Genomic DNA, 19,162 nt, shown 5'->3' with positions numbered 1-19,162 from the left:
AAATAAGAACGATTAATACACCTAATCTGTCATAAACTGAAAATAAACAACTTTAAGAACTACCCACCCCTAACCCCTCCCAAGAGGGGAATAGTTTCGTTATTTATTGTAAAATTCGTCTGATTTTATCCACACTGTACACTTATTTACAATGAAAATCATCAAACAAACTAACTATATCAAATTAAAAATTCATAAACATCCCCTCCTGGGAGGGGACTAAAGGGGTGGGTTGTTCTTTTAAAACTAAAGACTTTAATACCTAAAACTTGAAGACTTCACGCTTAAATACGTTTTTTTATCAAGCAACTGCGAAGCAATCATGAATACCTTATTATCAAATAAAAAATCATGAATAAAAAAATGAACAAAACATCATGAACATTAACTAAAATATACCGACAATCCCAATCTTCAAAAACAAGTCCTAAAACAAAAAAACTTACTATCAAAACACTCAATTTTAACCACTAATTTACAGCATCTTAAAACATCCTAAAATTCCCTATTGAGGGAATGATTATTCGATGCTGAGGAAATTTTCGTCGGAAACTAAGGGAATTTAAACTCCCTTCAATATAATCGCAAATAACTCAGCAACTCAATAACTCAATAACTCAATAACAAAAAATATCTGTGAAAATCTTTGTCATCCGTGTTGAAAAAACCCACTAATACCGCCACTTATTCGCCAACGCCACCAAACTCAACATCACCGGAACTTCCACCAACACCCCAACAACGGTAACCAACGCCGCCGGACTCCCAAGTCCGAATAAAGCAATAGCCACCGCCACCGCCAACTCAAAAAAGTTACTGGTGCCAATCATGGCTGCCGGTGCACAAACGGCATGACGCAGCTTTAGTTTTCGGCCGGAAAACCAAGTTAAAAAGAAAATAAAATACGACTGAATAATCAATGGTACCGCGATTAACACGATAATAAGCGGATTGTCTAAAATATTGCTGCCCTGAAAAGCAAATAACAACACCAAGGTTAGTAACAAAGCCAAGATACTTACCGGTTTTAATTTGGGTAAGAATTTATTTTTAAACCAATCTTCACCGTGTTTTTTAACCAGTAGTTTATTGGTGATCACGCCTGCCACCAGCGGCACCACCACAAAAATCAATACCGAAGCCACCAAAGTATCATACGGGATGGTAACATCGGTAATGCCTAATAACAATCCTACCAACGGTACAAAGGCTATTAAAATAATTAAATCGTTGATAGATACCTGTACCAATGTGTAATTAGGGTCGCCATCGGTAAGGTACGACCATACAAACACCATCGCAGTACAAGGTGCCACACCCAGCAAAATAGCACCTGCAATGTACTCGCCTGCCAGTTCGGGTTGTATAAAGGCCGAAAAAATATGGTCAAAAAATATCCAGGCAAAAAAGGCCATGGTAAAGGGCTTGATCAACCAGTTCACCACCAGTGTTAACATTAGGCCTTTGGGTGCTTTTCCCACATTTTTAATACTGCTAAAATCTATTTGCAGCATCATGGGGTAAATCATTAACCAGATTAAAATGGCAATGGGGATGTTCACCTTATAAATCTCGGCATCGGCTAAGAGCTGCATGCTATTGCCTGCCAGTTGCCCAATGCCTATACCGGCGGCAATGCACAAAGCCACCCATAAACTCAGGTAACGCTCAAAAACGGGCAGTTGTTTTTTAGTGGTGGTCATGGCTTGCTAATATTAGAAAACACATAACACAACTCTGTGGCAATTTGAGTACTGCGCTCTGCGTACTTAGCGGCTTGTTGCGGCGTGCCGTCAAAGGCCTTGGGATCTTCGTAAGTCACCGGAATACGCGCTTCGGCACCGGCGATGAACGGACAACCGGCATCGGCTTGCGAACAGGTTAATACGGCTGCAAAATTGCTTACCGGATTAAACGCATGGTCGTACACCTTAGAAAAGGCTATTACAGGATGTGCATGGTCTGAAAACTTAATGGCATACACCGGATTCTTACCTTCAGAAAGCGCCATCACGTTAAAACCCTGAGCCTTTAAAGTCTCGCCAACCATTGGAAACATGGCCGTAGCCTCTGTCCCACCTGAGTAACAACTCACCTTTGGAATCTCAAAATTGGCCGCCATTACCTGCGCCCAAATCTGGCTCAAATGACTGCGGCGCGAATTATGCGTGCATATAAAGTTTAAGTTCACCGCCTGATTGTTTATTACCTTATGTTGAATATAATCAATGAGGAGTTGTAAGGTACTTTTTCTGTTGGCCGGAATATCACTTAGGTTAATACCGGCTATCAATGCAGTAAGTTGTGGATACATACAAAAGGCTTTAAATTAACAAGACAAACAATCACCGGGACGATAGCCATCAAACAACTCCGAAAACCTGGCCTTTAACTCCAGCCATTTCTCGGGATTGATACAATAATTCACCGAAACACCTTCTACGGTGCCCTGAATAATACCCAGTTGTTTCATTTCTTTTAAGTGCTGACTTATGGTAGCCTGCGCCAAACCCAAATCATCTACCAGGTTGTAGTTACAACAGGTATTGGCCTTTAACAAATACTGTAAAATAGCAATACGGGCAGGATGCCCCAACACCTTGGCAAAAGCCGCCAACTCGTTTTGCGTGTCGTTAAATAAAGTGGTTTTTGTAACGCCCATAGTTATGTGGTTTTAGTAACAAGACTGTTATATTGCAATATTACGATATATGTAATTATAGCACAAGTGTTATTAACATATTTTCTTAAATAAGAATAAACTGCTATCAAATGAAATTATCTGACTTTAAATTTCATTAATTCGGATAAGGTGGCAGTAAATGGAATACCTGAGCTTCTGCCGGATGAATAATTTGATAATTTTTTAAAATCCCACTTTTTGTTGTCAAATTCAGGATCTGTAACTTTTTCTATTTGAAAAACAAGATAATTTTCTGAGCTGGGTGAAGGATAACCCATTTTTAATAAATCTACTTTAGATAAAACCTTAGGCCCTTTACTCACTATTTTCCATAACTTACCTGAATTAATCTCACCATGCGAGTGAAGCAACAGATATTTGGAACCTACCGTTTCAGGGTCTAAAATTAACGACCCACGACTGGTTCCCATTCTAAAATTGTATAGTTTCTTATTCTGAATCCAGTTATATTGTTCCTCAGAATTATAAAACCCAACAAGAACGTAGGTTTCATCCGGAATTAGTCCCCGGTTTAAATGATACACCTCAGGTAAATGTTCGTTTACTATGTCATCAGGTTTTGGCGCATTTTTATAAACATCAAACGTTCTGTAAGCCATCTTTTCTCTTTGAGACGTACGGTTAATAAAATGCTCAATAATTTCAATGATAAATGCCTTAAGTTCTCCTATGCCACTATCTGTTTTCGATGGTTTTACCGGAAATGCACCAAGCCCTGGTATAATTTCGTGAAATCCTTTTTGTTGTATGGATTTATCTCCGGGATATAATACATATGCACCACCAGTTCTTCTTATGGCATCTTTATAGGCATGCATTTTAAGCAAGTCTGCATTTTTATAGATTCCCTTTCTATTCTCAGTTTTTTCCTCATTAAGTCCAATTTCTGTATTCTGTTCCAGAAAATGAGCCATGTTGGCTATTTTATATTTGGCATCAAAGTGTATATGAACAATTAGCTCTTGTTTTTCTGCCTCTTTTTCTAAAATGCCTAAAGGCCATATAGAAAGCGTATAATCAGGTCTCAGAGTTGTGGTCCAGCTACCTGAATCAGGGTAGGATTGTTTACCATTAAATGACCGGTTGTAATTAAACCTGATGTTTAATTTTCTGGTACCTGAATTATAAACTCCGCGAAGTGCCGTAAATTTTCCCTGTTTTATCTGAAGGTTTAAACCGTCAGGAGTTTCTTTAATTAAATCAGATATATCTTTGGGTTCTATTTCAAATATAGATTGAAACAAATCCAAAAGTTTGAAGAAAAGCCAGTATTCGTATAAAGTGGCTATATCTTTTTTACCTCCGCTGTAAATATCGTCCCCACCTTTCCAAATAAGCTTAGCAGCAAGATCGAACATGAGCCAAACTCGCAAAACATCTCTGTATCCTTCTTTTCGTTGCAATACAGGACTATTGATTTTTAAGGTTGTAGGTCTTGATATGTCTTTAAAAATGCTGTGATGCAGTTGACCTTCCAGTTCACGAATCATTAATTCCGATTCGTTTTTCATTTTTTTATGATTAAATTCTACAGCTTTATTATTAATATCACCACAAAATTTCAGGAAGTTTTCAAGTGCATGTTTTATAAAACGGTTTTCTGGCGTATCAACTGAATCTGTTTTTCTTATGGTTGTAATTCGCTCCGGCAAGGTATCAATGCCGTAACTTCTCATATAATGATCTTCTGGCAGACTTGTTCGCTTACCGCCTTTTAGTATTTCTTTAATATTTGTGTTTGAAAATCGTCGCGCATTACGAATATCTTTTTCTTCAGTTGTTTCCTTCCATCTCGTTACTGGTGCAGTAACTATTCGGTGAATAGCTTCCGAAAATTCATCGGTGCCTATAACGGATTTAATAAAGGCAAATTTTTGATAGAGTGTCTGACTATCTTTGGTATAATCAATTTCAAAATGTTGCGAAACGGGAGAATTAGCCTGCAATAAAAGGTCTGTACACTTTTCGGTAATTAGTTCCAGCATATCACGGTAATCATCGCGATAACCCGATTTTACAGATTGAACCTCTAATTCAATTTTGCAGCATTCCTCAGAGGTTTCTTTCATCAATAATGGAATTGAGAGGGTTCCTACAAAAATATTTGGAGCTATTGTGCCTAGATTAGTTTTTCTGATATGTGGTTGGATGATATTTTCTCCTACGTCACCTAAAATAAACTTGGCATCACTAATTTCATAATTGTAATTACATCCTTCAACCAATTGATAACTTGCTTCATTATTTTCGGCTGCATTTTCTCCCGCATCAAACAAAGAATCAGGCCTGCGGGCATCAATCCAGAGCCGCAAATCTTCCTGAATGGAATCAAGGTTAATTTCTATATTAGGTAATGACTTCATTTATTACGCCTCAGCAAAACTCGCGAAACCATTGTCTATTGCACCACGGTACATTCGAGTAATTTTTTCAAGTGAAAGCGGGTAAAGTACATTGGCTCCATTGAAATTAAATTCAGCCTTCTCAAAAACATCTTTAATGATTTTGATCTCTCCGATAATGCAGAAAGAACCCAGCGTTTCCAAAACCGGACAGAGCTTTCTTCGTGAACCATGCAGCTTGGGCAATAGTTTCTGCATAATAGCTATATCAATCTTTTGATTGGTCGTAAGGGCATTATCCAAAACCGAAAGCTGATGTATCAATCGAAGAATTTCAGTTGCGCTACGATAACCAAATTCCGCCCCTGTCTTTTTTAATTCGTCAAAGAACTGAACCAAAGCAGTGTTGATTATATCTATATCTTTTGTTTCAAATGTTTTATTTGCAGACATTTCCAGAAAACTTTTTGCCATACCTGCACCCTTACCTTTTAAGGCGTCCATATTGATGTCTTTGATATTACCCAAAAAGTCTTCCATTTCATCCTTAGTCACACGAAACTCGATAGTGTTGGCCCTATCGAGCACTTTTGGGCTGAACATATTAGTAGTTTCATCAATGTTAACGGTGCCAATAATAAACAGGTTAGATGAGACTTTTAGTTTTGCAGGCACACCATTTTCTACCGTACCTTCGGCATATAAGGGTATTTCTTCCTTCGATTCCATAACACTTAAAAAGTCTGCAAAATAGCGTTCTACATGGCTTAGATTCATTTCGTCAAGAATTAGAAAATGCGGAAGTTCAGTCTGATTATTGGCCTGAATAATTAAGTCAAGCACTCCACTATCGGGCTTTACATATTCTTCCGGTTTCAGTGCATTGGGATAACCCAAAAGGGGCTCACGATTAGTCCAATCTGCGCCAACGGGAATCATACGATACTGGCTTTCTTCTTGACATATCCATTGCACAAATGCTTGGGCTAATTTTGTTTTACCGGAGCCTGACAGGCCGGTAAGAATCACAAAGGGTTTTGTTAATAAAGAGGCTGAAAATCTTGTTAACAATTGATTAGAATATACCAGCCCAGTAACTAATAAATCTTCCTTTAAAGACTTAAGTCCAAAATTCATTTCAGAAAAATTAATTTTGGCCTGAGACTTTTCACTCGATTGTTCAGAGTAAATTTTCAAAATCATATTTAAGTCATTTTCTATAACCATATCAGACGGCAAATCATTAACATTATAAACTTTAAAAACAAAGGAAGAACCATATCTGTCAGGTTTTTTTGAAAATTCTTGGTAAAAATAATCTGAAATAGATTGTTCGTTTTTAATTTTCCAGAATGTATTAGGAGCCTTTGTCTCACTAATTCCATATGCTAGTATTAAAATTTCATATTCCTTGTAATAGAGAAAGACTGGATAAATTCCTCTGCTTGTTGTATTTGGTTCTGTAAGAAAGGAAATCCAAGGGATTTTTGCTGCGTTTCCCTGTCCAAAACTAACTTTAACTTCAAATTCCTTGTAAAAGGAAATAAAATGCTTTGTTTTTAGATTATCTGTTTTTGCTTGCTCAATAAATCTGAGAAGTTCCGGATAAAAAATATTATTAGTTTTATTCATCTTTTCAACAATTTCAAAACCATTAGTCTCTAACAAGTTAAAACAAGGAGTGTTTCTTCCACCCCTAAATGAGTTTCGGTCAATCTCATTTCCATTCGCAAATATATTTGCATAAGAAACCACTAATTTGGGAGGATATTTGTAGCCATTATAAATAACATCGTAATATTTAGAATCTGCATCTTTTGGAATTCCTTCTTTATCAATTTTATCTATTGCTTTCAATAGATCTGGTTTAGAAATATTTTGAGGTATTGACATTTTAGAAAATTGATGATTTATTTCAAAGTTACTTTAATTAATGTAAATAAACATTGCCTAAATTTAATTTATCTTATTGATTCACTGATTTTATAAGGTCAATTTTTTAAGATAAAGTTCAAAATTATAATATTTCATATAACCATTTTACGGTTTTCCGTAAAACCAAAAAAAAGTCCATTTTCAGGACTTTTGTTCGGGTGTTGTTCGGGGATCCTTCGGTAAAACGGGGTTTTTAGGGCCATTTCCCGAACAATCCTCGAACAAGTCCCGAAGAACACACACAATTTATAAGGTTGTTAGTGATGGTATTTAAAGTTTAAGCGTTTCCGTATTTAAGTATGATGGCCATTTGTCCGGCGTGGTAAGTGGTATGCGAAATAATTCGGCCAAAGGCTTCTGCCTTGGTTTTGGTGCCAAATTCTTTGGTGCTGATGCTGTCTTCCCAGTCGGTGTCGGTTTGTTGAGTGACGATGGCTTGCAGTTTGTCTTTAGAGGTTTTAACGTAAGCTCGGAGTTCTTCTAAATGGGTCCACTCGCCGGTGTCGGCTTTGGCAATTACTGTTTTGGCGGTTACTTTAACGCTGTCGTCGCCAAATACATTTTTGGCAAATAGCAATTCAACATCACCTATATGGCGCATTAAAAACCCAACTGTATTTGGTGAATCGCCCAACCTTTTACGCAAATCACTTTCAGTTAAAGCCTCCAACTGGTTACTAAACCGCGTACGCGCTTCTAACCAGAGTTTAAGGAGTGTTTGTGTTTTGTTTTCCATATAGGTTCTAAATTTTAAAGATGAAATACCAGCGTTGGTATGTCTAAATGGTTAATCACGGCCTCGGTAACGCTGGGTGAAAATAATTGTGCCAGACTTGATTTTCCGGTGGTGGCAATGGCCAACACATCGGCGTTGGATTGTTTCATAAAATAGGCCACGCCGCGTTCTTCGTTTAAAGCATCTACATGGTGTATGCTACAACTTCTTTGTGCACTATGTTCACAGAAATTGTTGAGCATGGCATTGATATCTTCAGATTCTTTGAATTTGTAAGGGGTGTTCACATAGAGCAAATCCAATTCGGTTTGCAACTGCTCGCTCATGTCAAACAATGCCTGGTGAAAACTTTGTTGTTTGGTTTCAAAATTAGAGGCAATTACCATGCGTTTAAATCCGTCGGGCTTGGGTGCTGCTTTAACGATTAAGGTGGGTACCTTGGTTTGTCTCACCACTTTTTGAGCATTAGAGCCAAGCGCCACTTCTTTAAAGCCACTGGAACCGTGAGAACCCATAATCACCAAATCAAAATCTCTGTGGTTGATAAAACTCGGTATGTTTTCTACACCTATATTATACAACAAAGATTCGGTTGTTTGTAAACCATTTTTTGAAAACTCAATTCCCATAGCCGACAGTTTGGCTTTGGCGTTGCCTATTTGTGCTTTGGTTTCGGGATAGTACTGTTCGTGCTCCAGTGGTAGTTTTACCCAATCTACAGGTGTATTGATGACGTGTAAAAAGGTAACCGCCGCACCGGTTTTTTTTGCGATTTGCAAAGCGTGTTGGGTAGCGTAGTCAGACAATTGAGAGAAGTCTGTTAGAAGTAATATTTTTTTGATAGCAGCCATAACCTTAAGTTTTAGTTTAACAAAAGTGCTTTAAACGCAATAACCACTATAAGTTGCAGATATGTCTATAATGCTCACACCTGCCATGGCTTATGCAGGTTTAAAACTCCTTAAATATAAGGTTTACAGGGCGAAAAAACATTGATAATTGTCATGTATAGGCGACGGGAGACGGAATACAATATTAAGATATACGATATAAGATTTACAATATAAGATATACGATATTAGAAGTATAAATGCTGTAGTACACTTAAGAATATAAAACAAAAGATCAAAGGCTAAAAAACCACAACTAATAATACCGCTTTGCGATCTTAGCGTAAAACCTTGGCGGACCCTGCCTGACCGGCAGGCAGGTTTGCGGTAAAAAAAGACTTTAGGGCTACTACAAAATCAACCACAAAGTTCACAAAGAAGGCACAGAGTTTCACAAAGAAATTCGTTATAAACTATTAATGCTTAGTGTCCTTTGTGACAACCTTGGTGCGCCCTGCCTGACCGGTAGGCAGGTTTGTGGTTTAGAAAAACTCCGTGAATCTCTGCGCTTCTCCGCGGAGTTATGTGAAATAGTTATACCACAAAGTTCTCAAAGAAGGCACAAAGTTCACAAGGAATATAACTGAAACAACTTCTCTGTGACCATTGTGTAACATCTTTGTGGCCTTCGTGGTTAAAAGAAACGAGATAAGACTTTAAGAGTTAAGACTAAAAAACCACAAAGTTATCAAAGAAGGCACAGAGTAACACAGAGAAATTCAAAAGAACTACAGAAAATCAGTATCTAAAATATAAAGCTTCCTTAGTGTTAAAAACACAGAACAATCTAAAACAACAAAAGGCGCACCATGACGATGCACCTTCTGTCTCCCTAAAGGCAATCTTCACTGCCCTTATAATTAATAGCACTACAAGATTACAACAGGGTTTTGAGTAATTTTTACGGAATTCCGTAAAATGGTGATTTTTTTAAAAAATAAATTATTCCTTCAAACCCCCCAGAAAATATTAAAATAATTATCGAAACTGCCTTTTAAAACTTCAAAAAACGGTCTTATTTGTTAAAATTATTTTAAACACTCTTCAACTCTCTATGTGTTGTTTATAATTGTCGCTGATAGTGTAACACAATTGGTTTGTTATTTAAATGCATTGTGTTTTAACCTTAAATGTTCTTTAGTTTATTGGATGTAAAACAACACATCCGCAGAACTACTTTCTTGAAGTTAGAATCAATGAAAATGCGCTAATTCAGTCGCAACTCACGTTGCCTTATTTTATTGGTACGTTCAAATGAATAAGAATGCCTTACCTGTTTGAACAACACCTCTTTTTAGCCTTGTTTTAGTTTTAATTGCACGCATCTATAGCAACCAAAAAAAAATATTGGTGTTGTACTTAAAAAGTACAACTCACATTTGTTTAATTTAATTAATTTAAAAATCAGTTTATTATGACTAAGTTAAAATCAATTAGTTTGATGTTCATTTCATTTATTACATTCGGTACTGCTGTTATGGCACAATCGGACAACAAAGTAACAGATGACGAACTAAAACAATTTGTTGCCTCGGTGCAAAAAATTCAAATTCTTAATCAGGAATCTCAACAGCAAATGATAAAGATAGTTGAAGATAATGGCCTTAAGGTTGAGCGCTTCAACGAAATTGCAGAGGCAGCCCAGGACCCAAACAAAGCATCGGATGCCAGTGAGAATGAAATGAAAAAGTTTACAGACATTAATACCTCAATTGAGAAAATTTACGCCAGCTCACAGAAAAAAATTGAGGAAATTATTAAAGTAGAAGGTCTAAGCATTGAGCGGTATCAAATAATAGCCTCTGAAATACAGTCCAAACCTGAATTACAAGAAAGAATTCAGAAGTTTATTAATAATTAGTTTTGTTGTTTTTGTTTGAAAAACAAGCCTTAAAAATTCAATAAATTATTTTAAAGTATAACACCTGCCGGACGGTAGGTGTTTTTTTTGATTTAAGCTACTCTGATAAACTACTTGAATTTTTATCGTTATCTAAAACATCTTTTTCAAGAGGTTTGTACATGGTTTTTAAATGTTTTTTAAGTTGGTAAAAACGCACAACTCCAATAATTAATAGAATAACACTTAAAACCAGAGAGAAATAACCAAGGTTTTTTAATTGTTCTAAGTCTTTCATTCCTAAAAATGCAAATCCGCCCAAAACAAGATATAAAGACGTTCTTAAATAAGATAAAAGTGTTCTTTCATTCGCCAATTTTGTGCGCTCCATAGCAAGATGATCTCTTAATATAATTTGCTCTTTATTTTCGTAGCTATCAGTAAAGGTTGTGATTCGTTTCAGTAATTTTTTCATGATTTTTTAGTTCTCTAACTATTTATGGTTTCTATGTTTCTAACTAATAATTTGGTGTTATTTAATGTCAAAAAGGAAAAAAGTAAGGTATACTAAATGAAGCAACTATCCATATAATAATATTTAATGGCGTCCCCACTTTTAAATAATCATTAAATTTATAATTTCCCGGCGTATATACCATAGTATTTGTGGGATTGCAAACCGGTGTCATAAAAGTAAAGGCACATGCAAACATGACTGCAACCAGAAAAGGTCTTTCGCTTACCTGCATTGCCGATGCCAGGCTAATTACAATTGGCGTCATTAACGCTGCCGAGGCTCTACTAGACAAAATATTGGTAGAGAGAAAGGTAACCAAAAACACAAAACTAAGTGTTAATCTTGGGTCTAGTTGTCCTAAATACCTAAATATATAATGCGAAATAAGTGCTGATCCACCGGTTTTTTCTAGGGCCATACCCATAGAGAGTACACCGGCCATCATAAAAATTACCTTCCAGTCAATAGCTTCATAGGCTTCTTGTGGCTTGAGGATATTAGTGGTTAATAGCAGCAAACAGCCAATTAAGCCACTCATTAAAATAGAAGTAAAATTAAGTGATGCAGCTGCCACGACACCTATCGTTATTAATACTGCGGGAATGGCCTTTTTTAAATTAGTAGTCTTTTTTTGATAATGCGAAATTACAAACACCAGGTTTTGAGAGGTTAGCTTTTGCAAAGGTGCCTGTGAGGTATGCATTAAAAGTAAATCGCCCTCTTTTATTTTTATTTGATTTAGATTTTTTAAAATGGTTTCATCTCGCTGACGCATTGCCAAGACGGTTGAATCATACGCATTTTTAAAATTGAGTTCTTTTAAAGATTTTCCGGCCAGTTTAGAGCCCACAGGTACAAGCACCTTAACAATTTGCTTAATGATTTCATTCGGAACATCATCTGTATGTGCAAAATTGTTTTGTCTATTAGTGTTTAGTAAATCGTTTATAACATTATATCCATTAATTGAGAAACCTTTAGCTTGTTGTAAATTCACTAACTCCTCCGGACTTATTAAAATTTTTAGATTGTCTTGTTCCTTTAATATAAAATCGCCGGAAAGGTCGTCTAAAACTTCAGATTGACGTGTAACGGTGAGTATTTCTGCTTTAAAGTCGTTAACTAGTTTAGACTTGCTAATAGTTTTATCAATATCAGGACAATTGGACTGCAAGGTTATTTCAGTAGTGTAATTTTCAGCATCCTCCTCCAATTTATTTCCTTCATCAGAAGTCCGTTTTGGTAATAAAAATGGCGCAATCAAAAAAAGATAAACAAAACCAACGGCCGAGAGTACTAAAGCGGCTTTTGAAAACTCAAACATTCCAAAGCCTTCAAGACCACTCTTTTCTGCGTAACTACTTACAAGAATATTTGCACCTGTTCCAATCAAAGTAGTGGCACCACCAAAACAAGCCGCAAATGAAATGGGTATTAAAAGTTTTGATGGTGTAATATTTGTTTCTTTACAAACCAACAAAGCCAAAGGAATCATAATTGCCACAACAGCGGCATCATTAATAAATGCCGACAACACAGCCGTTACAACTGAAAACACCAATAAGGCCATTAGATAATGTATTTTTGCTATTTTGATGATTTTAGAACTTAAACCATCAATAATTCCCGATTTAAAAATGGCAGAACTTAAAACAAACATACACCCTAAGGTAAGGGTAGCGGGATGTATAAAACCGTAAAATCCTTCTTCGGGACTTAATACACCTGTTACTATAAACATCATCATGATTAACAATGAAGATGTATCAATAGTAAAGTATTCTTTTACGAATAAAAAAATCCCAAACGCAATAATACCGAAAGTAAGATAAAGTTCCATCTAGTGCTACGTTAAACACTAAAATATAGAATTTATACTAATTAGACTGGGTTTACGATCATTAAAAAACGATTATGGTTGTAGAATGATTTAAGTGAATAAACTTTTAAGGTTAATTTTGACTGGTAACATTATAAATAATGGAAATTGAATCAAGGTAGCTTTCACGGCAAACGTGAATAAATTAGGTGTTTAAAGTGTTTTATCTTTTCAGAAAATTAAAAACTTCAGTCATATAATCTTCACCGTAATGTATCATAAATTCTCCGGAGGATTTTAATAGAAAAAAAGCCGAACAATTCTCGTTGAGCTCAAAAATATTCTTTTTAAAATATCCTGAATCGAGATGATAATCAGGATGATTTTCAAAATGTTCTGCAAAAAAACTATTGGCATTATAAACCCAAAAGGGTATTGTTTGAAATTTAGCTAATCGTACCTTATCTGAGTCTGCAATGTTTTTGATAACAATCGGTTGTCGTTTGCCGTAATCGTTGTAGGCAATACAATTAGTAGCGCTTTGTTCATACTGTATTAAAATATTACTGTCATCCGGGATGATAGTTTTTAACTCCTTCTGAATAAGCAACCTAATTGTGGTATGGGTTTCATTAGGAAAGCTACCTTCAAGCGTTTTTCTGCTCTTTACATATTTACGGTTATACTTTGTATTAACATTGGTGATTTCCCGGTCTTCTGACTGCCCAAAACTAAAGCCAGCCATACAAAACACTAAAAGTACCAATAGAAACCTCAAAATTTTTAACTTAATATACCGGATTAAACCCATTTGGTATCACAATGGTGTCGCCACCGCTTACCTCTTTATGTTTGATTTTTTCGAGTAAGAGCTCGGTGGTTTTAAAACCTATGGCTTCGCCTTTTTGCTGTATAATGGCAATTTTATTATTCACCAGTAAAGGGGTTTCGGTGTAGCCAAAGCCTACAATATCTATATCGGTTGGAATGGATTTACCCAGAGATTCGGCCATATTAAGCGCCACAATACCGGTTAGGTGATCGATAGAGACAATGGCATCGGTATTTGAATGGGTTTTTAAGTAGTCAAGAATTTTACCATTCAGATTGTCAATAGCCTTTAAATCAACCACATCAAAAGTTAAACCGGCGTCTTTGAGTGCATCCTGGAAACCCTGTGAGCGCAATTTGCCAACACTTAAATCGGCTATATTGCTAAAGAGTACAAAGTGCTGTCTGCCTTTTTCTATTAAATTTTGGGTAGCGTTGTAAACAGATTCGTAGTCGTCTACCACCACCTTGGCACAATTGATTTGGTCTACTACCCTATCAAACATCACCAGCGGAATTTGATTGTTGAGTATACTTTGTAAATGTGCTATTTTTTGTTCCATTTGCGTTTCTCTGGCGGCTGCAACAATAAAGCCGTCTACACTGCCGCGCGCGAGCATTTTAATAGCGCGTTGTTCCTTATCGAACGATTCGTTTGAAATGGTGGTGATAATGTCGTATTGATGCGAATCGGCATAATTTTCAATACCGTGTAATACTTCGGCGAAAAACGGATTGATAATGGTGGGAATAATCACCCCAATGGTTTTGGTGGCATTAGATTTAAGCTGCTGGGCCAAGCGGTTGGGCTGATAATCTAATTCGGCGGCCAGTTGCTTGACGCGCCGTTTGGTATCTTCACCTATTTCCGGACTGTCGTTTAATGCCTTGGATACCGTAGACACCGATACGTTTAAAATAGTGGCTAATTCTTTTAAGGTAGTCATTGTTTAGTTGGTGTTAAACGCAATGGCAAGATACAATTTTTTTAAATCCCTTTTTAACATTTTACAGACGAAATTAGCAGATCGTGATTGTGATTTTCGCCTTACCTTCAAATGCAATCATTTAAAAAAAAAGCTGCCCCTAAGGACAGCTTTTCAAACCACTTTTAAATTGGTCTTCCTAATAATCAATAATAATCTTTAGTTTTTAATCAACTTAACAGTTTGGCTACCATTTTCAGTTGAAATTTTAGCCAGATATAAACCATCTCTTAAGTTAGAGGCGTCAATCACGGCTTCTGCAGCGTTAGGATTGATATTAACCACTTGCTTACCTAAAATATCAAACACAGTGATGTTCGTGATATTTTGATTAGCCGTTTTAACATTCCACAGCGAGTTGGTTGGGTTTGGAGAGACTTTAAGAGCATCTTTTGTAAACTCGTTAGTACTTAAAACAGTTCCTTTGTGTAAATACATGTTATCATACCAGGCATTGTTTAAGTTTGAAGTAATGTGTATTTGTGCTATATCGTCTCTTTTCACGTTACCGGCTATCATTCCGCCTGCTGAGGTTATATTAACATCTATAGACACCCATTGATTTGATACCAACGGAATCGAAGTGCCAGTATTACAATTAATCTCCAGGCCTGTTGCTCCCGCATCGGTCTCATTGCCGTCCCAATCTACTAATTTTATATTAAAAACTTTACCAATTAAATTGGCATCATCAGTATAAACATCAACATGAAACCTTGTGAATTCTGATGCATTTTGTCTGTTAGTTTGAAAATCTATGCCTTGACAACCCGAACCTGAATATAGTATCGTTGGATTATCGGCAATCAATACTTCTGATACGGAAAGATTTGGAGTACCACCATTACACAAACCAAAGTCGAAATTATCAATAGCAATATCGGTATAAGCATCACTGTATATTGAAATCACATCGGCGGCTGGTCTTGCCGGTGGTGTTGGTGCGGCAAGCGTTGGCGGACCTGTACATGGTGCACAATTTGGGCCACCGCAATCTATGCCGGTTTCGCCTTGGTTTTGAATGCCGTCATCACAGGTTCCGGGATCCTTATACAGGTATAAATTATCATACCAGGCATTAGGTAAATTAGATGTGATGTGTATTTGAGCAATATCACTTCTTGTAAGGTTACCGGCAATCATTCCACCTAGAGATGTTATATCTACGTCTACTGAAACCCATTGATTTTCTACTAATTGCGGATTAGTACCGGCGTTAAAATTAATTTCTAATCCTGTTGAACCGGCCTCAGTTTCGTTACCTGCCCAATCTACCAATTTAATATTAAAAACCGCACCAATAATGGCATCGTCGGTATAAAAATCAAAGTGAATATTGGTAAATGTTGACGCATCTATTCTGTTATTCTGAAAATCGATTCCCTGACAACCAGGTCCAAAATAACGAAGTGTTGGATTACCTGCTATTGAAACTTCCTCAACCCCAGAACTGTTACCACATAATCCAAAGTCTAAATCTTCAATAGTGATATTTGTATAGGCATCGCTGTAAATAGAAATTACATTCTCAACTGGTCTTGCAGGCGGTGTTGGCGCCGGTGTTGACGGACCTTCAGTGACAAAATTAACTGTATAGGTTTTAGTGGTGGTATTATCTTCTGCCGTTACCTCAACAGTAGCACTGCCCGGTACGGATGATGCTTGAGTGATTACTGCTGATGCATTGGGATTAGAGGTTGTAGCCCCTGTAATTTGTGGCACAGCTGCACCAAAAGATACACCAACGGTATAACTGGTTGTAGCGGCGTTAAATCCATCTAAAGCTGCACCATCAACCTGTAAACCGGTTAAGTTGGCATCGGTAGCAGGATCTACAGGTGCTCTGTAAAAATAAATATTATCAAAATACAAAGTAGCATTAGCCGAAGTTGTAACGGGTACAATCCATCTCAAACTTCCTAAGTTAGGAGCAGGAAAATTGGTAAGGTCTATATCGTAAGATAACCATACACCGGTAGCCGGGTTGTTAGCGACCGATATTTCAGTAGCGCCCGGACCACCTGTAATATCCTCTAATTTAATTCTAAAATCACCAGGAGGTGTAGCAAAGTAAACGTCTATGTGTAATGTTTCCATAAGACTGATATCGTAAGTACCACCACCAATTCCTGAGAAATTATGGCTGGTGTATTTTTTTACGGTGTTACCATCGGCCAGAGCCAAATCGGTGATAACAGCGGCGCTTCCAAAATTATTAAAAGTAACGCCGGGTATGTTCACGTAGTCGTCACCTGTAGGGCTCGCAATACCATTGTAAAACGATACCACATCGGCAGTAGCTCTTGCCGGCGGATCGGTAGGTCCGGAAGCCGGATCTTGAGCATAGCCGAAAGCAGCGGCTATGAGAAAAATAAAAACTGTAATTTTTTTCATAATAAATAATTAATTGTTGTAATTCAAAATCGAATTCTATAAAGTTAGGCATTAATAATAAGGAATCGTTAACAATCAACACTTCAATTTGCATACAACACAAAGAATTTATCAATATCTTATGAAAGTATCAATACCACAGACCAATAAGAGTTAAAAAATTAATTATTATAAAACTTAAGCCATTAATTTTCAATAAATTTTAGCAAATGTATTGGTGGTGTATTGTTTTACTTGGTCGAAAAAAAATCAACATACTAGCAAAGCAGAAAACTATGAATCTTAAAACAACAAATAAACCAAGCCAATAAAGGATATAACGACTAAAATGAAAACAAATAAGGTTTTAAATTGAGAGATGCATTGATTTTAAATCAAAAAAAAACCAGTACCGCGAGGGTACTGGTTCTTTAAAAATTAAGTTTACTTACTTTTAGTTTTTAATTAACTTAACCGTTTGACTTCCATTTTCGGTTGAAATTTTAGCCAGGTATAAACCATCTCTTAAGCTAGAAGCATCAATCACAGCTTCTGCAGCGTTAGGATTGATGTTAACAACTTGTTTGCCTAAAATATCAAACACAGTGATGTTGGTGATGGTTTGACTAACAGTTTTAACGTTCCAAAATGAATTTGTTGGGTTTGGAGATACTGTAAATGCATCTGCACTAAACTCATTAGTGCTCAACACAGTACCTTTGTGGAGATATAAATTATCATAATAAACAGTCCCCAAGTTTGAACTAATAATAAATTGCACAATATCATTGATGCTAGAACCATTAATATTAGTAAAACTTGCAATTGGTATATCTAAAGAAATCCAGGTACCAGGGTTTGGAGTTGTTAAAAAGTTAGCATTTGTTACAGAAAATTCAATAGCATTAGCTTCCCCAGTTCCACCGGCCCAATTTGAAAACTTAACATTAAAACTTTTGTCTAAGGTTTCTGAATCGGTGTATATATCCATATGAAAGAAGGTAAAACCGGTTGCGTCTATGGTTCTTGCGCCTTGCCAATCAACACCTTCACAACCTAAACCAACAACTTTTTTAGTTGCATTGCCTTCAATTAACACTTCTGTTGTAGTAGCGCCACACCAAGGTGTATCAAACGTATCAACAGCTATATTATTGTAGGCGTCACTAAATATAGAAATTACATCTTCAGCAGGTCTGGCTGGTGGTGTTGGCGCAGCAGTTGAAGGACCTTCTACAATAAAACTTACGGTGTAGGTTTTGGTTGTAACGCCATCTTCGGCCGTCACAACTACCGTTGCATCACCCGGAACTGTAGTAGCCTGAGTGATTAAAGCTTCAGCATTAGCATTCGATGTAACTGCGGCGGTTACTTGAGGTATTGGAGCTCCAGAACCCACACCAAACGTATAATCAATTGTGGTTGGACTAAAGCCGGGAATAGTATTATTATCTATTTGTAAATCGCTTAAATCGGCATTCGTAGCAGGATCAACAACATTAAGCTCTAATGCAACGTCATCAATAAAAACATCGTTATTACTTAAACCCATTTCAAAACCTAGCTTCATTGCTCCAAAAGTTTGACCCACTATAACAGTAGCTTCGTAAGCATCCATAGTTGTGGTTAACTGATAATCTTCAATAATTAAAGAAGTAAAGGCACCACCGTCTTGACCAAAATACAATCTTAATTGTCTGCCATTAGCGTTAGAACGGGCATTGAATGAAATTTTATAAGATTCTCCTACTACTAAAGAAGATATTTGACTAGCAGTCAAAATCTGATTTAGTTGCACATGCCACACTTGTCCGCCAGCCCCGGCAATGTTGGTAATATTGGCTTCGTTATTCGCAGCAGTAACTGTTGCAGAAACTCCTGCAAAATCAGCAATAAAAGTGCTCCAAGAATTCAGTCCGTTACTGAAATCTCCGTTAACCAAGACGTTCTGTGATATTCCCAGTTGTCCCAGGAAAAGTAAAATAATAAAAGTAGTTTTCTTCATAATAAAATAATTTTAGAGTTTTGTTAATTTGTAATTATATAAAAATAGCACTATATAATGAGAAATTGAAATTTCCCACCTAAACAAATCATATACACCGTAAAAAAATTGATGTAATTATGAATTATTCTCAATATTTGTTGTATTTATCGGGCTTATCACAGAAAAACACGAGTTAATCAAT

14 protein-coding genes are annotated in these 19,162 nt (G+C 36.5%); 1 reads left to right on the top strand and 13 read right to left on the bottom strand.

The window, feature by feature from the left end:
• Positions 1-671: 671 nt before the first annotated feature.
• From arsB to FJ651_RS09950, 7 genes are all read right to left on the bottom strand, one after another.
• Positions 672-1,703 (bottom strand): ACR3 family arsenite efflux transporter, encoded by a 1,032-nt coding sequence (gene arsB, locus FJ651_RS09980; protein ID WP_140990368.1) that lies wholly within the window; start codon positions 1,701-1,703, stop codon positions 672-674.
• Positions 1,700-2,314: an arsenate-mycothiol transferase ArsC gene (locus FJ651_RS09975; protein WP_140990367.1), complete on the bottom strand. Its 615-nt coding sequence runs from the start codon at positions 2,312-2,314 to the stop codon at positions 1,700-1,702. The genes arsB and FJ651_RS09975 overlap by 4 nt, the downstream gene beginning before the upstream one ends.
• Before the next feature lie 15 nt (positions 2,315-2,329).
• Positions 2,330-2,662 carry an ArsR/SmtB family transcription factor gene (locus tag FJ651_RS09970; RefSeq protein WP_140990366.1) on the bottom strand — a complete coding sequence of 111 codons (333 nt, stop codon included), beginning with the start codon at positions 2,660-2,662 and terminating at the stop codon, positions 2,330-2,332.
• A gap of 116 nt (positions 2,663-2,778) precedes the next feature.
• Positions 2,779-5,067: a DUF2357 domain-containing protein gene (locus FJ651_RS09965; RefSeq protein ID WP_140990365.1), complete on the bottom strand. Its 2,289-nt coding sequence runs from the start codon at positions 5,065-5,067 to the stop codon at positions 2,779-2,781.
• A 3-nt stretch (positions 5,068-5,070) separates the two neighbouring features.
• Positions 5,071-6,903, bottom strand: a complete 1,833-nt coding sequence (locus tag FJ651_RS09960) for an MrcB family domain-containing protein (RefSeq protein ID WP_216746123.1) — start codon at positions 6,901-6,903, stop codon at positions 5,071-5,073.
• A gap of 355 nt (positions 6,904-7,258) precedes the next feature.
• The gene (locus FJ651_RS09955; protein WP_140990363.1) at positions 7,259-7,717 is read right to left on the bottom strand and encodes a DinB family protein; all 459 of its coding nucleotides are present in this window, start codon (positions 7,715-7,717) and stop codon (positions 7,259-7,261) included.
• A gap of 14 nt (positions 7,718-7,731) precedes the next feature.
• Positions 7,732-8,568 (bottom strand): universal stress protein, encoded by an 837-nt coding sequence (locus tag FJ651_RS09950; RefSeq protein WP_140990362.1) that lies wholly within the window; start codon positions 8,566-8,568, stop codon positions 7,732-7,734.
• Between the two features lie 1,453 nt (positions 8,569-10,021).
• Between FJ651_RS09950 and FJ651_RS09945 the strand changes: the two genes are divergently transcribed.
• Positions 10,022-10,468 carry a DUF4168 domain-containing protein gene (locus FJ651_RS09945; RefSeq protein ID WP_140990361.1) on the top strand — a complete coding sequence of 149 codons (447 nt, stop codon included), beginning with the start codon at positions 10,022-10,024 and terminating at the stop codon, positions 10,466-10,468.
• 97 nt (positions 10,469-10,565) lie between these two features.
• Here the strand turns inward: FJ651_RS09945 and FJ651_RS09940 are convergent, their stop codons facing one another.
• The 6 genes from FJ651_RS09940 to FJ651_RS09915 all read right to left on the bottom strand — a co-directional run bounded on the left by FJ651_RS09940 (position 10,566) and on the right by FJ651_RS09915 (position 18,978).
• Complete coding sequence (locus FJ651_RS09940) at positions 10,566-10,922, bottom strand: DUF202 domain-containing protein (RefSeq protein ID WP_216746122.1); 357 nt, start codon at positions 10,920-10,922, stop codon at positions 10,566-10,568.
• Between the two features lie 67 nt (positions 10,923-10,989).
• A complete protein-coding gene (locus FJ651_RS09935; protein WP_140990360.1) occupies positions 10,990-12,804 on the bottom strand; it encodes an SLC13 family permease in 1,815 nt (604 codons plus the stop codon).
• 202 nt (positions 12,805-13,006) lie between these two features.
• Positions 13,007-13,528 (bottom strand): hypothetical protein, encoded by a 522-nt coding sequence (locus tag FJ651_RS09930; protein ID WP_140990359.1) that lies wholly within the window; start codon positions 13,526-13,528, stop codon positions 13,007-13,009.
• A gap of 43 nt (positions 13,529-13,571) precedes the next feature.
• Positions 13,572-14,561 carry a LacI family DNA-binding transcriptional regulator gene (locus tag FJ651_RS09925; protein ID WP_140990358.1) on the bottom strand — a complete coding sequence of 330 codons (990 nt, stop codon included), beginning with the start codon at positions 14,559-14,561 and terminating at the stop codon, positions 13,572-13,574.
• Positions 14,562-14,759: 198 nt separating this feature from the next.
• On the bottom strand, positions 14,760-16,994 hold the full coding sequence (locus FJ651_RS09920; RefSeq protein ID WP_140990357.1) for a T9SS type A sorting domain-containing protein: 2,235 nt from the start codon (positions 16,992-16,994) through the stop codon (positions 14,760-14,762).
• Positions 16,995-17,427: 433 nt separating this feature from the next.
• On the bottom strand, positions 17,428-18,978 hold the full coding sequence (locus FJ651_RS09915; RefSeq protein ID WP_140990356.1) for a T9SS type A sorting domain-containing protein: 1,551 nt from the start codon (positions 18,976-18,978) through the stop codon (positions 17,428-17,430).
• Positions 18,979-19,162 lie beyond the last annotated feature (184 nt).

The organism is Paucihalobacter ruber, assembly GCF_006494535.1.
Lineage (GTDB): Bacteria > Bacteroidota > Bacteroidia > Flavobacteriales > Flavobacteriaceae > Paucihalobacter > Paucihalobacter ruber.
Note: the sequence above shows the minus strand (reverse complement) of the source record. Positions and strands in the feature narration are given on the sequence as shown.